Below are 15206 nucleotides of genomic sequence, written 5' to 3'. Positions count from 1 at the left end.
AATTAAAGCACTGATAATCAGCAAGAAAATTATCTTAACAAAAACGGAAGCAGTAATGAAAGTGCGCCTGGTTTGAGTTTAGTCCTGAGCAGATCAAGTGCTCTTTTCTTTTGGCTTTTAACGGTATTAACGCTGATATTTAGCTGATCTGCAATTTCCTGATTGGAAAGTTCATCAAAATAACCCAGCTTAAATACCTCAGCACAACCTGGAGGTAGTGTTTTCAGCGTTCTATGTATTTCGCCAATAATTTCTGCATGAATGATCGCATCCAGTGTGTAGGCTTCCGATGGCTCTTCCAGCTTTAGCGTTTCCTGATATTTACGAATTACTTTATCGTGCCGGTGTTTCTTTAAACAGGCATGTTTTACTGATGTATAGAGATAGTTTTTTATGGCTATGGGATGAGCAGCGATCTGCCCCATCTGCCGGTGAAATACAACAAAGCTATCCTGCACAACATCTTCTACCTCATCTGTATGTTCACCCATCATTCGGGCAGCAAAATCACACAATCGAGGATAATAAAGTTTAAAAATTTCATCGAATGAAACTAATAACTCATTATCATCGGGCAACAAATCTGCCATAATTAAATTTAAGTTGATCTGATCGTTTTACAATATGAGCTGAATGTAACAAACATAACACAAATTTTAAAATTAAAGATTTCTAAAGCTCTACATTATTTAACTGAAAGATCTGTTACCTGTCCGTTAACCGAATTATTCCTGATATCCGCGCGAATGACACGATTAAAACTGATTACATTTTTATTGGCATGAAATGCCGGATATTCTTTGTTCATGATTATTTTATTGTCGCTAAACGTTAATCCATCAACTGATTTTGAGTATAAAATCGGATAGTCAAAAGTGTCAAATTGATTATGATGTATCCGTATTCCCGAATGAAAATATTTCTTTTGGTTCTTCAGATCCGGAATTTCAGGATAGATGGAGATAACTGCACTGGTAAACTGATACATACTGGTTAAAGCATTCACAAATTTATTATCTGTGATTTCTATGTCTCGGCAGGCACCGGTTTCATACCAGCCGTTACTGTCGCCGCAGAGCAAAATAGCGGTTCCGGAAGTATGGTCAAACAGATTTCGGGCCACCAATGTTTTTTTGGGCGTACTGAAGAGTGCTCCTCTTGCCCTATTATTCCTGATGGTGTTGCCGGTAAATTGCACGGCAGGTGTCCAGGTTAAGTTTTCAATCCCAATATCCTGTTTCGAGGGATCTATTTCTGCATCCAGCTCTTTTGTAAATTCAATCTTAAAGGATTTGATCGGATCGCTTTCATTGGCACTTATGGGCTTGATAGCGGCAATGGTATTTTTAGCATCCCACAGTTCCATTGTTTTGGATTGGATAAACTGTACACTGTCGCCTGCATAACCCCAGTCAAAGCCATAACTCTGGCTATGCATATAATTACCAATAACCGTTTTACTATCAATCTTTTTAACTAATTTCAGGTAGGTACCATGTATGTTAATCGCATCATCCATCATCCCTTCATATAAGCCATTCTTAGAGGTAATAATACCTTTACAACCAGAAAAATGTGTTGCATCTGCTTGCGTGGTAAAATATCTTGGATCATGATCGCCTCTTAAACACACGCCGAAACCATCCATATAAATATTTTCTGTTAACTGGGCCAACAGTCCCATGCCCTCAGCATAATGCACTTTTACATTCACCAAACTGATGTTTTTACCTTTATGCACAAAGATACCCGGTGCAGGGCGCGCCCAGCTTCTCATTGCGATTACAGTACCAGGAACCAGCTTCTTGTTTTTCCAGTTGTAAGCCCTTATTTTACCCGGAGATATTTCGGAAACACCTTTCGTTCCTACCCGGATATCTCCGGTATTAAAAACAATATGTTTGGTTTTGCCTTCAAATGCAATGCCCGATGTTGGTTGCATTTGCCATCCCTCTCCTGTATTATAAAATACGCTGTCTTTGATCAAATATTTCACCCATGGCGCGGTTTCAAAAACAATATTTCCTTTTATGGTATCATTTTCAATAATTTTGACCTGCGCAATTTGTGGTTTTTCAAAATCGATACTCAGGTTTTGGAGTTTTACATTACTAGCCTCCACAAGTGCAACCGGAAGCATACGTCCATGAAACATTAAATCAGCACCATTGCCTTCAATCGTGAGGTTTTTGAATTGTTCCAGTGCTATTCCAACAGTTTTCGGATTATTCTGATCGTGATTGGAAACGTAATACGTTTTTATTGCGGCTCCTTCGGGATAAAAATCATATCGCCCTTTTTTAAACTTTACGACTACGGAGTCATTGTATTTTGTTTCATTTTTAATCTTCTTAAGTACCTCCGATAACTTTGATGTACTGTTTTTTCCATTGTTGGGTATAATTCCGTAAGTAGAAAGATGATAAACTTTCACTTTTGTCTGCGCACTTAAGGAAAGGGTTAAACTAAAAAATATAGTGGATAGGCTTATAATTTTTAAGCGCTTCAATGCATTCGGTAAGCTCATCATATGATTATCTTAATATTAAATAGGCTTTGGTTAGAAATGACCATAGGCATATCATTAATATACCCTGTGCCATCATAATTGTTATGGTAAAAATTTGTTCTCTAAAGTTATAAAAGCAGCATCATTATTAGCCAAATAAAAGCCTTTAATTTTAGCTCAAACGTTTGTTCGACCGCAACAATATCAGGTACAAATAAAAAGCTGTCTGATAAGATTTCATAAACAAATAACTGATTTAAGCGCTATTAACCAAAACAAAAAACCATGGTTATGGCATACTTGTGAATTGTTGAGTTTATTATAAATATATTATCAGACAAACGTTTGCTGAAAAAAACTAAATGGCAGCAAAAAATGTATTGCAAGCAATTTACATTATCGCATCTGCATTTTATATTACTGTACCAGCGTTTTATATTATCGCATCCGCATTTTATATTATTGCATGTGCATCTTATATAATCGCATGCGCATTTTGTATTATCGCATGTGCATTTTATATTATTACATGTGCATTTTATATTATTGTATCCGCATTTTATATAATTATATCCGCATTGGCTTATATAAGCCTTCAATTTCCCATCGCGAACCAATTGTCAGATGGTTTTGTATTGAAGGATTATTTCAGTTTTTCGAACATCATAATGGTGGTATACAAAACGCCGGCTTCGCCCCTAAAAGTTCCCGAGCCTCTTGGTTTATTATCTACCGAATACCATTCATAGAAACCATTATTGTCTTTTACCCTTTTCACCATCGGAAGCATTTGTTCATACGCTTCTTCAACAAATCCATACTTAATTAACTGCTGAATCATTCGGCCGCCAAACCAGGTCCAATCGCCACCATTTTGGTAACTGTACTCGGGGTTCATAATTTTGTTTTCGAAATATCCCTTCGGGTAAGGCGGATATAAGGTTAATCCTATTGAGCCGGCGCCCGCCTGTTTTACCCTTTTCACCATTTCATCCAACGATACTTTTATTTCTTTTTTACTCAACAGTCCGGCTTCAATGGCAATGGTAGTCCCCCCGAAATAGTAGATCTTATGCTCATCAAAATCCGCAGGGAAAGGAGAACCTTTCAGATAAATATGCGGAATAAACTTTTGCGCTTTTTTATCCCATAAATACTTCCGGCAGTTTTGGGCTACTTCTTTTTTGATCACATTCCATTTTTGCTGACTTGCCGGCAGCATTTCCGTCAGGTTATTCAAAGCGATAAGAAACATGGCATTATCGTAAATATCAATAGCCGTGTGAGTATTGTGATCCAAATCAACTCCCCAACCGTGTTCAGGTTGTACATCGCCCCAATCGGCTGTTGTAGCGCCTATAATTAACCCGTATTGTTTGTTAAAACGGTTTTTCATCAGGAAATCCATAGCCCACTCCAATCGTTTACCAACCGTTTTATCGCCTACTTTTTCGCCCAAAATACTTCGATCGCCTGTTAGTTGAATGTATTTGTAAACGGCCTGAACCAAAGAGCTTTCCTGATCGGTTTCGACGGTATTCTTGTGCGCGGCATAACGAGACTCTAATTTCGAATATGAAAAATCGGATGCAGCAGTACCTACTTTTTCAATCGGGGTAAATCCATCTATTATATTGCCATCTTCCCCCTGCATTCTGCAAAAAACCAACAGGTTTTCTTTCAAAACTTCCTTTGGATTTACCTGGGCGGCCAGTTCGATAAAAGTGTTGTAATCGCGGATCCATACTTCGCGATAGCCATCGCCAGCATTAAATCCTGATTTCATTACTTCCAGGGCTTTGTTTTTTACAAATGGGAAATAAGCCTCGTTCTGGATTTTAAATTCACCATTTTTGACTTGTGCGGAACTACTTGCAAAGGCAAATAATAATCCTATTAACGCATAATAACTTCTCATATATTTTTAGTTTTTGAACCAGCTGATTAAAAATTATTTATTTCGAAATGATTTCCGGGTTGCCTATGGTTTTAATAATAAAGCGATTGGTTAATTCTTGATCTTCCGTAAACTGGCAATCAAATTTTATCATGTGTTTTCCAGCTTTTAGCACAGGAATCGTTTGTTTTAAAGCAATATTCTTCATAAAAGCACCTTTCTTGTTATACAACTTGATGCTGGTTCCATCACAAACCAATGAACTTCCCGCTTCGTAGTCGCCAGGTAATTCCATTTTAAAATAACCATCTAATTCGAACCAGGGATTGCTGATTTTCCCTTCTTTACCCATAAAGGTTAAGGTAAAATTAAGCGGCTGTTCTGCTTCTTTGTTTGTAAATTCCCATTGAGAAAAAGTAGGCTCGCCCGGTTGAAGGTTTTTCTTCTCATGTTCAAATTTGTATTTCTTAAAGGGATACAGTTTCCAGCTGTTATTTACTTTTTCAAGATGAAAATCGTTTTCCGGTTTTTTCAATCGGGCAGTCTGTTCAGCAGAGAAAATGTTCGACCTGTAGGCTTCCTGCCAAAGTTTAACCAATGCAAGTAACTTGCCCGTATTCGGGTTGGTTTGAAGGCTTTTATATCGGGCCACCAATGCAAAACCTGCATGATAACCAGCAGCACGGGCCATCATCCATTCAATATCCTCTTCGGTAGTTGTTGATGAAAGTAAAAACCATCCCAACATATTGGGCATGTAATTACGCTCAAGAAAAGGCTGGTTTTCTAAACGGTAATCGCCCTGAGATTCGCGGAATCCACCATACCAGGGCTCTCCCCAATTCCAGTAATGACAAAGATGCCAGTAGTAGTGGTAAGAGCGGCTTGTACCATTTACCAAAGTCTGTTTGGTATCCTTAATTACTTTATCGGCAAAAACCTGCATCCCATATTCACCTTCACCTGCCGACAAACAACCTTCATGGCCATCAAAATCCATATGCGAAACACCAGTTTCATTAAAGAAACGACTCAGATTCCCCGCGATTTCCTGTTGTAATTCGAAATTAGGAAACAAAGTATTATATGGATAATCGAACAGCATACCGGCCGTTTCACCTTTTGGATGATCAGCAGCTTTTGTACCATACATGCCCCGCTGGCAATCCAATAATTTATATGGCGCCACTGCCGAAACCTCTCTAAAGCGAATGATTTCATCTCCAATTTTTACCGCATGTAACGTACTGGATTTTATATTTTTAAAATATTGATCAGATAAAACCGGGATTTCATTTGCAGTTGCGCTTACATTTTCAGTCAAAACCGATGAACCTGTTATGGAAAGACGTTTATCGGGAATTGGTGTGACATAGGGGTCGTTGGTATTAATAAAAGTGCTCAAGGTATGTACCCCAATTCGTAAACCTTTTTTACTGGCTTTATCCACACAGGCTTTCATCCCCGCTAGTCCGTTTGGAAAAGCATTTGAATCCAAAATAAAATGCCCCCAGGATTTAAAGGGTCCCTCGTGATACAATGAAGCCAAACCGGCCTGCTGCGTATAATCCAGCATGGCATCGACTGTTTTTTCATTGAAATCAGAGATTAGATAGGCGCTTCCGGTTTCGGGCGATTGTTTGAACCAAACGCCGTTAATCAGTGCATGAGGGAGACCTTCTGCAACCTCAATGGCGCCAATGAGTGATAAAACCTGTGGCTCAGCACATCCAAAAAGGGCAATTTTAGAACCTATGGTGGTTTCGTTTGGAATGGCTTTTACAGGCATTTCAGGGCGGCCCCAAACAGTAATTTTTCGATCTTTCGAACGATCCAAACTAAAGGCCTGCAAACTACTTCCATAAGATTGTGCAAGCGCAGTTGAACCGCGTAATTCATTGGCACCTTCTTCATTATTTAAAATACCACCAATAGTTTTTGGATTTAAAGCCTGGATGCCGATAGCGTATTCCCCATCGCGCACCACCCCGACCACTTCACCAATCGTTTTATTGATAATGGTTGGGTAAGATCCCCAAATCACTGCATTTACTTTATCCTTCTCCTCCATTTTCAGCAACTCAAAAGTGAGGTGTGTTTTCTTTTGGGCTACTTTAACCTGAACTGTAACTTTTACCGGTTGATAAACGAGCGTAATTATGCCCGATTTAAAAGTAGCTTCAGCGGGCTGATACCACTCACTACCTACCCGGATTTGTAACAATGGTGCTTTTTCGCCAGTGGCGAGGTAATTTTTACCTGAACCAGGGTTCGACAATGCAGTTATTTGTCCTTTAGCAGACAAATTAAGGCTCAAACCTTCGCTTTTTAGACTGATCTGCTGTGCCGAGGTGCTCAGAAATGGTATAAAGAAGATTAAAAAAATAGTGGTTATTTTTTTCATGTATGCAATTGGTTAATTTTTAATTAATAAACAACCCTTGTTAATGGTTGATGGCAGTGGCTACTGTGGCTTTCCTTTCATGAAAATCCGGTTTCAAAATAAAGCTGGCAGGTGCATATGCTTTTAACGGAAGAATCAGCCTGCCCCCTTTTACAGGGATTGGCTTACCGACTATTTCGCCACGAAGATTTACAGGTGTTGCACTCGTGTAATTAGATCTGTTGGGCAAAGTAACGATGACGTTGTCCGAAATACCTCCCTGTTCCCACAAGCGCAAAAGCGTTCCCTTACCATCAGGATTTTCGCCAAAGGCGGTTACTAAAACACTTGCCCTTGAAATTGATATGCCCTGATTTTTTAAAGGTAGTTTTCCTGCTTCTCCGTTAGCAACTCCGGTTAACAGGGGTAAACGAGCCTCCCATGAATTTCGGGTGAGATTTGGAGCGGTTGGTGTATGCTGATCAATTGCCCATATGCGAACCCGTTCAGTCCATGAACCTTCCTGCCATAATGGAAAATTAGTATTCCACATGTTATTATAAATGTTGACAAATATGGATGGTGTCTTTGGTACATGATGCAGGGAAAATTTCCATAACCCAGGTTCGCCCAGGCTAATCAAAGGAGAATCCATTGGCGATAGGGCAACTCCTGACTGATCTGTCTGTGTAATTGAAACGCCAGAATTTACAGCCATCAAATAACTATTGGTGCCGGAAATAATATCTCTTGCCGGATTTACCGGACCTCCTAAACGCCCTACCGTAAATGTCGGTTCCTTAACCGCAAAAGGGAAACAAAGCCAGCCACCTTCAGGTTGTTTGTCTGGTGTTTTAGCATTAACAGACCATTCAACGTCTACATAAGCCGCATTTCGGGGAAAGGTAAATGTTAAGGTGTATTTACCGGCAAAACCTTTTGTATCAGAAACGGTCAGGGTTGCAATATCGGCCAAGTCAGCATGAGATACTAAGATTTTCCAGTCATCTGGCGTAAATGCAACATAAGGTGCTTTCTCAGCATTAAGCATTCCGGGTTTTCCCAAATCATTTAAACCCCAACCGTCTTTTATCCTGCTGTAGGCATTAAACCATTGATCTACTTCATTTGTACTGAAGCGTTCGTGTAAAAACTGCCCTACAACATATTTTGAAGATTGATCAACTAATTCACGACCTGTCTTTTTTTCTATTAATGACGATATGCCTCCTCTTTTTAAATCAAAAACTACGTTGAAATAGGGCGTACTAAACGACGTTTTTTCATCGGTAGAAATGGTTTCTTTTTTCATTTCCGAGGCCGATATGGAAACATATCCTCCTGCCGGCACATCTTTCACAAAAATAGATTCCCCTGGATTCCAGGGATTCGCAACCATTCCGGATCGGGCCCATGACAGTGGGTTGTATACCGTCATGCGTTTTCCTTTTATATTCACCGCTTTCGCCAGTAAATCGAGATGGGTCTTTAATTCGCCGCTTACGATGTCATTTGTGTTGAGGATATACTGACGTTTTACATCATAAGAATTCAGCCACTTTCTTTTACTCCCCGCTTTGGTATTATGCGCGTCGCTGTTTTTCAGTTTTGAATAATCTCCATTTTCAGGAACAGGCTCTGCAGCAGCTTCCGCCATCCACTTTTTCCAGTCCTCACCATAGCTATAACGCGGACCATATTCGGCATTCATACCCCAGGTATGTTCAGCATATAAAAGACTCTGTTCGTAGCTTTTGGCCAGTTTTCCTGAAATGGATCCGGCAGGTATGCCCCAAATCCCCATTTGTGTATGCAGTCCGTCGAGTGCTGATTCTAATGGACGAATATTGCGGGCAATTTTGGTTTCCTGCGGATTTGACAGTAATCCATGAATCCAGGTGTCTGGTGTATCTCCTTTGACCGTAGGCAGGTTTGGTTTTTCAGCTAAAACAGCTTTGGCAAAATCATCAAGGGTTCCAAAATGGATCTTTATCCCTGGCATTTCCTTTTTTGCGTAGGCTAATAATCTGGCGATATCTTGCTCATTAGGCGGGCCATGGTTATCACCGGTCATTTGCATGGCTAAATAATTTTTGCTGGGCCAGTCTTTTGTTGGTTTAATATCCGATCCGTATAAAGCGGTATAGTTGCATAATATCTTTGAACCATCAGCTCCTTCCCACCAGAAAAGTTCAGGAAAGCGCGGATACTGACTGGCGGGATTACAGCCCAACTGCAAAAATTTTATACCTGCATGGCTTAATAAAGTTGGCAATATCCAGGAATGGCTGGGCACATCGGTCATTTTTGCGCTAATGGTTAAGGGAATTCCATAGGTGCGTGAAATTTTAGATGAATAACCAAGACCTCGAACTAAATCCTCATAATCCAATGACTCTGTATGCGTACTAAACGGGAGTCCATGGGCTACAATTGAGCCCGCTTTAATTGCTTTCTCTATCCGTGCTTTACGTTCCGGACTTTGCAAAGGTCCCAGAATTTGGGCATACAAAGGCCAGCCAGGCACCGTCCAGGCAAACTGTTTTCCGTTTCCAGTGTTTTTTTCTATTACACTCAACGCATTATCCATCATTTCTTCACGGTAGCGTTTAAAAACATTTTCAGGTAAATCGGTAAAGCCCAGATCAAAATGCGTTTTAAATACGACCCATACATCGGTCACTTTTGAATTCACCGTTTTCTGCTCTTGTGCAGCTAATCCCGAAGTGAGCAGGACAAGAATAAAAAGTGCCTTTAGCTTCTTTATCATAAAAATTTCAATTCTACAGTTTCATTCATGGCTGTTTTAAAAGAAAGTTGAGCGCCTTCAATTATTTCAGCCTTTTTACCATTTCTGACCAATTGTACTTTGTGATCAGTCCATGGATTGACGACGTTACAACGTCTTCCTTTTTCACTTACAATTTTAACATCAGCAATAATTTCATTCTTTAAACTTGCGGAAACCAAAAAAGCACCCCATGTTCTGATGTTCTTAAAACTTGCCTGCTTATTTTTTGGGAAGCCGTTAAACAAACGAATGTTATTTCCTGCGCTCATACAAAACATTTCATTGATTGCATTGGCTACCGTACAACTGTTTTCGATACCATGCGGATTGTTCAACTGGAAGCCGTTTGGATGCGTGTGAAGAGCGTATTGATGCAGTTCGTTCAGAATCACTTCGCGATCATATCCTACCCTAATGGCGGCTACAAAAAAACTACTCGATGTATTATTGTCCTGCCAGCGTTTCATTTCTCCGATGGTATTTCTGGAAACGGTGAGTAATTCTTCACTGCTATCAAGCGTAACTGCATTCGCCGGATAAATATGTTGTATACCTAAACCATTGTCGTTCCACCAGGCCGTACCTACTTCGGTATAACGGAAAACCTTTTTCCCTTCCCGCATTTGAACCGGAAAAGCACTTAGATTGGCTAAAATTTCTTTCCACTTTGCCTGTTTGTTTTCATCTATTTTCAATGTAGAACTTAGGTCAATGATGAGGTTCAGCGCATTGCGGATCAACCCGAGCGATAAAACAGGGTTTTTATCATTTCCTGAACCTTCATGAATTGCATCTCCATAGATGACATATCTTCCATTTTCAAACTTTAGATAATCCTCCCAGAAATTCACAACCGCAAGTGCGTAGGGATATATCTTTTTACCGTAATTCGCGTCATAAGTACAGCGCCAGTGTTGTGCCATGTTTATTAACCCATAAGCTGCATTAGAGCGTTGACCTAAGAACAAACCTCCCTGTTCCTCATCTTTGCTATTCAGGTGAGCAGGGTGATTACGGGTTACTTCGATTCCAAGCGGACCAATGCCTACAGGATATAAAACTCCCCTTGTATGCGTTATATTTTTGGCATACCACTCACCTCTTTGCATAAAATCAATCAGCGGCGCATCATGTGGTTTTCCTTGCGCTAAACGGTTGGCAGAGTACAGGGCGTAAAACGGGGCCTGAAAATTATAATTCAAATGATAATCTCCGTTCCAGGCTGGTTTATCGGTAGTTGTCCAGCCAAATATTCCCGGTGGAAATTTTGGATCACGACTGCAGGCAGCCATGGTGTAAAGTCCCTGATAATAAGCTTTCATCAGTACAGTATCTTCCAGAGAAACAACCGATTTATTCCAATACTGATCCCACCATTGATTATGCTGCCGCATCAAGGTTACCGTAGCATTTTTATTGATTTTTTTGATTTGACCCAGCACATATCCCAGTGGTTCTTTCTTTTTAAACCTGCTTTCAACAGCCAGGGCAACAATCATTTTTTTTCCGGGCTGTATTACAAGGTTACTGCCAGTATAATTGATAGATTTTAAGGCAAGAGCCACTTCAGTAGCGATATCTACACTGTCGACAAATGCACGGGTAAGCCAGTAAGTATCATTTACTTTACCGCTTTTTAGTTTCGCATGTGGGGATTCAGGCGCTGTTAGCTTAATGGAGACTTTTGCGGCTTTATTAATCGCATTGAGTTCAATAAATATTAAATTATCAGTTGCCGATACCCATGATTTTATTTCAATTTTTTGCCCGTTTTTATGAAGCAGGCAAGTCGTAACACCATTCTTGAGGCCTTGTTCAGCAGAAAAACCGGCGCCATCAAAACCTCCAATGTTAAGATCAACAAAACCGGCTACACGCGGTCCGGACAAATTATCCGATTGTGATTTTAACCTCCAAAAATCATTTTTCGATACATAATAACGCAACTGATTGGTCTGATACCCTACACTCATTTCCACATCTCCATTTCCCATTAAAGGGGCATCAATAGAAACATGGTTTGGGATATGAACAGGTGGCTTTGTCCAGTTATTTTTAAATTCAGGGGCATAACTTTGCGCAAAAGCCACGCTATTGCCTAACAACAATAAAAAAAACAGCTTGATTACTTTCATGATTCTTTATTTATAGCTATAATTCCAGTTTATGCTTTTGTGATTTTCTCCTGCTTGATATCGTTATTACGCCAATCTAAATCTACTTCAGTAATAAAAACTCCGAAACACCCATAGCCGCCATATTCACTTTAGTTGTAGCTGACCTGTTCTCTCCTGATTTCATTTCGATAAAAGATTTTGGTTGCAATGATTTCCACACAAATTGTGTTTGCTGAACAGCTTGTTCCGGATTAAACAAACGCACTATATATGTTCCGTCTGCATTTGGTGTAATGCTGGTCACCACAATTTTTGGATTGCTTAATTCGAAAAGTGTTGCTGGAAGTGTCTGCTCCTTTTTAACTGGCACAGCAATTAAAGGCTGTGTAAACTCGGCTGCAGCTTTTTCCATTTCAACATCATTCACCATATTGTGTGGACGCAAAGCATATTTAAAATGAACCGCTCCTTCCTGATCAGCCTTGTAATTGGTATGCCAATAATTGTTCATCACATAACTGAACCAGGTTGAAGTGGGTTGCCCTTCTTTTTTCCATTCTTTATGCTTTGGTGGCATGGTTTGCCTTTCATCAATCATATTTCCTGGTTCTATTAAAGGCATTTCGAGCAACATCCATTGTATCCCTTTATCGGCTTTTGATACATCCAGCCACCTGCGACCATACAGATAATCCATATTCGAACCTGGCAACTGATCTTTTAAATAACGCATGGTGCCATAACCGGCATCGATAGTTGTTTCGGTTAGCGCGGCATCAAAGGGATAACCGAAGTGAACGGCTTCTTTAGAACGAACTGATTTTTTATCTAAAATATTCTCGATCAACAGGGCATCGCTCCCCGCGAATAAAGACAATGTTCTTTCCAGTTTATTCGCGCCTGGTGCATCCGAAATAATCGACACTTTGGTCAGCACCGGCCCGTTCTCTATTACTTTTACCTGCACCTTTCCATTACTTACGGCCTCTTGTGGATTCATGCCCGGCACATACCAATAGCTGTTTAATCCCTGGTTGCTAAAACCACCCGCATAATTGAAATTATTTTCTGCTTTTAATCCTGTAATACTTCCATTGATTTTGTCCCATGTAAATCCAATTTTCCCGTTCGAGATCGAATTTTCGGCAACAGTAAACTGACTTGCTGAACCATTTGGGGCATCATTAGAAATTTCATAAGTCGCGGTACCTAAAGCGGGTACATCGACCATAAACACATAGCTTCCGTTACTCAGTTTTTGCAAAGGTTTTTTGTTGCCTGCTGCATCTATTACCGATCGCCCTGCTACCGTTCCCGATAATACGACCGGTCCGGTCCGTTTCCAGGATGAAGTATTGAATACCGCAATTTTTTTAGACTTTGAATCGATTAAAGGTTGCAGTAAATTTTCTTCCAGATTATTAATTTGCGCGTCTCCATCGAGCATAAATTGTTTTTTAATGCGCCATTGTTCGGTAACAAATGGTACATCAGGCTCGGTGATGCTGTTGTACGCGCCCCAGGTATGCTCATGAAACATGATAATATTCGTCCAGGCCTCGTAAAACTGCTGCGCGTTGTATTGCTTGGCGTTTAACATCGAATACAATGTTGTTAATTGCTGCAAATGCAAACTATTGGCTCTGTTTTTTCCTTCTTCAGAAGCGGTAGAAACCGCCCCATCTTCCCAGTATGGACTAATATCTCCTTTAACCGTTGGGATCTGCGCTCCGTATCGTTTTTCAAAAGTTTCAAAAAGTTTTTCGGTTGTATTGAGTACAATTTTTGGAGAAGCATATTTTTCATTCCATTGTTTTACAAAATCGGAGATTCCGGTATCAATTGGTCCATTATCTGCCACAATATTGTACCTCCATTGTACTGTTTCATAAGGATAATTTTTGGCGGTAAGCTCTTGTAAATAGGCTGCTATTTTCTTTGGTCCGCGATCAAATACGCCACCTATGGCTGTTCCATGCCAGGAGGAATAGCCTTTGGCACCCGTCCAGAATAATACTTTTTCTTCTCCTGAGGGTGATGTCCACCATACCGGTTTATCGCCCCAGGCTTTCACAAAATATCCTGCCCTATCACCCAGATAAGGGTGATCTTCGCCCATAAAATTTGGTCCGCTCGAAAAATATTTTACTCCTCCTTTGGATAGAGCGGTTACTGTAGACCAGGCAAAACCCGGGATATCCGAAATCATGGCACTGTTAATTTCGAAACCAAATTCTTTTCTGAGTTGAGCAGCATAATCTGTGTAATGAAACATTTCTTCAGGCTGGCTTAAACCCGTAAGAATATTGGCATACAGAGCAGATAAACAGATACTTCCTTCTTTTACGGCTTTAACAAATTTTTCCTTTTGTGTTGGTGAGGCCTGTTTCAAATAATTTTCGACTGCCCATAACGATTCTATATTCCATTTGAATTTGGCTTCAACGGGATAATCTTTCGTTTTTTCGATCATCGCCAAAGCATCATCAATATTTTTAAGGTGAATTTTTAAAACCTCAGGTTGAAGGTGGGAATAACCAATATCGGTATGGGAGTGGTGTATGAAATTTAATTCGCGGTAAACAACCGGTTTTACGGCGATAAACTTATTAACCAATGTTTTTCCAGCCGAAACGGCCAAAATCCGAACACTGTCATCCTTTTTTACGGCATTTACGGGGATATCAAAATTGTTTACACCATCTTTTATCACGAAAGAATAAGATTCGCTATTATTTACTTTAACCTTAAGTTGTTCATCTTTTCCAAAATGCAAAGCGGTTAATACAATAGGCTGTTTTCCATTTTTCAACAGAAAAGGCATGGGATTAATATCTACTTTTTCTTCGAATGAAAATTTAAAGGTCATGTACCAATCATTGCTATTTTGCGCCTGGCCAATCACTTTAATCCGTATCGCCTGTCCCGGTTTTACCTTACTCGCAGGCAAGCGCAGGAAAGCCAGCCCGTGGGCATCATTGGCACCATCTCTTTTCGTTTGTTGAAAAACCAATGCAGAACCATCTACTGTTTTAAAAATCCAATCGGGTGTCTTATTTCCTGGTAGTGTAGTAAAGGTTAATAATTTCTGATCGTTAACATATAAATCAAAATTGCGGTTACCGCTACTGGTAGCCGTAGAATGTGCGGCTACCCAACTGAAATAAACATAATCACCTTTACTGTTTTGCGGAATTTTAGCAGTTTCCCATTCGATGGTTTTCTTTCCATCAGTAGCCCGGGTTAACAAAGCGCTTGTGGCATAATCCGGAAAAGCCGAAAAGTAAGTGATGTTTTCGCCACTTATTTCCTTTGCGAAACCGTTGATCCAGTTGATTTTCCCAAAATAGGGCACTTCCTTCTGCGCCAATGCTGTTTGCGCAAACAGGGTAATGATCAATAACAGTATTGCATTTTTAAGACTGCCGTAAAAGTTATTTAAAAACATATCTGATTTATTTAGATGTGGTATATAAAATTTCATTTTTAAGGGAAAAATATTTTTCGAA

General features: G+C 40.0%; 7 protein-coding genes. All 7 read right to left on the bottom strand.

Annotation, left to right across the window (positions count from 1 at the left end; translation table 11 throughout):
- Positions 1-29: 29 nt before the first annotated feature.
- The 7 genes from AC04QZ_RS15780 to AC04QZ_RS15750 all read right to left on the bottom strand — a co-directional run bounded on the left by AC04QZ_RS15780 (position 30) and on the right by AC04QZ_RS15750 (position 15181).
- Positions 30-590 (bottom strand): RNA polymerase sigma-70 factor, encoded by a 561-nt coding sequence (locus AC04QZ_RS15780; RefSeq protein WP_478358551.1) that lies wholly within the window; start codon positions 588-590, stop codon positions 30-32.
- Positions 591-685: 95 nt separating this feature from the next.
- Complete coding sequence (locus AC04QZ_RS15775) at positions 686-2530, bottom strand: alpha-1,3-galactosidase-related protein (protein ID WP_478358550.1); 1845 nt, start codon at positions 2528-2530, stop codon at positions 686-688.
- Between the two features lie 622 nt (positions 2531-3152).
- A complete protein-coding gene (locus tag AC04QZ_RS15770) occupies positions 3153-4427 on the bottom strand; it encodes a GH36-type glycosyl hydrolase domain-containing protein (protein ID WP_478358549.1) in 1275 nt (424 codons plus the stop codon).
- Positions 4428-4464: 37 nt separating this feature from the next.
- Positions 4465-6810: a hypothetical protein gene (locus tag AC04QZ_RS15765; protein ID WP_478358548.1), complete on the bottom strand. Its 2346-nt coding sequence runs from the start codon at positions 6808-6810 to the stop codon at positions 4465-4467.
- Positions 6811-6850: 40 nt separating this feature from the next.
- The gene (locus AC04QZ_RS15760) at positions 6851-9559 is read right to left on the bottom strand and encodes a glycoside hydrolase family 38 N-terminal domain-containing protein (protein ID WP_478358547.1); all 2709 of its coding nucleotides are present in this window, start codon (positions 9557-9559) and stop codon (positions 6851-6853) included.
- Positions 9556-11715, bottom strand: a complete 2160-nt coding sequence (locus tag AC04QZ_RS15755; RefSeq protein WP_478358546.1) for a glycosyl hydrolase family 95 catalytic domain-containing protein — start codon at positions 11713-11715, stop codon at positions 9556-9558. The genes AC04QZ_RS15760 and AC04QZ_RS15755 overlap by 4 nt, the downstream gene beginning before the upstream one ends.
- Positions 11716-11797: 82 nt before the next feature.
- Entirely contained in the window at positions 11798-15181 is a 3384-nt protein-coding gene (locus AC04QZ_RS15750; RefSeq protein ID WP_478358545.1) for a glycoside hydrolase family 38 N-terminal domain-containing protein, read from the bottom strand.
- Positions 15182-15206: the final 25 nt, after the last annotated feature.

This window comes from Pedobacter folensis, from assembly GCF_056490665.1.
Note: the sequence above shows the minus strand (reverse complement) of the source record. Positions and strands in the feature narration are given on the sequence as shown.

Bases quoted from the DNA above. Each gene is read 5' to 3' on its own strand.
- AC04QZ_RS15780 (WP_478358551.1), bottom strand. From the start codon at position 590: ATGGCAGATTTGTTGCCCGATGATAATGAGTTATTAGTTTCATTCGAT.
- AC04QZ_RS15775 (WP_478358550.1), bottom strand. From the start codon at position 2,530: ATGATGAGCTTACCGAATGCATTGAAGCGCTTAAAAATTATAAGCCTA.
- AC04QZ_RS15770 (WP_478358549.1), bottom strand. From the start codon at position 4,427: ATGAGAAGTTATTATGCGTTAATAGGATTATTATTTGCCTTTGCAAGT.
- AC04QZ_RS15765 (WP_478358548.1), bottom strand. From the start codon at position 6,810: ATGAAAAAAATAACCACTATTTTTTTAATCTTCTTTATACCATTTCTG.
- AC04QZ_RS15760 (WP_478358547.1), bottom strand. From the start codon at position 9,559: ATGATAAAGAAGCTAAAGGCACTTTTTATTCTTGTCCTGCTCACTTCG.
- AC04QZ_RS15755 (WP_478358546.1), bottom strand. From the start codon at position 11,715: ATGAAAGTAATCAAGCTGTTTTTTTTATTGTTGTTAGGCAATAGCGTG.
- AC04QZ_RS15750 (WP_478358545.1), bottom strand. From the start codon at position 15,181: ATGAAATTTTATATACCACATCTAAATAAATCAGATATGTTTTTAAAT.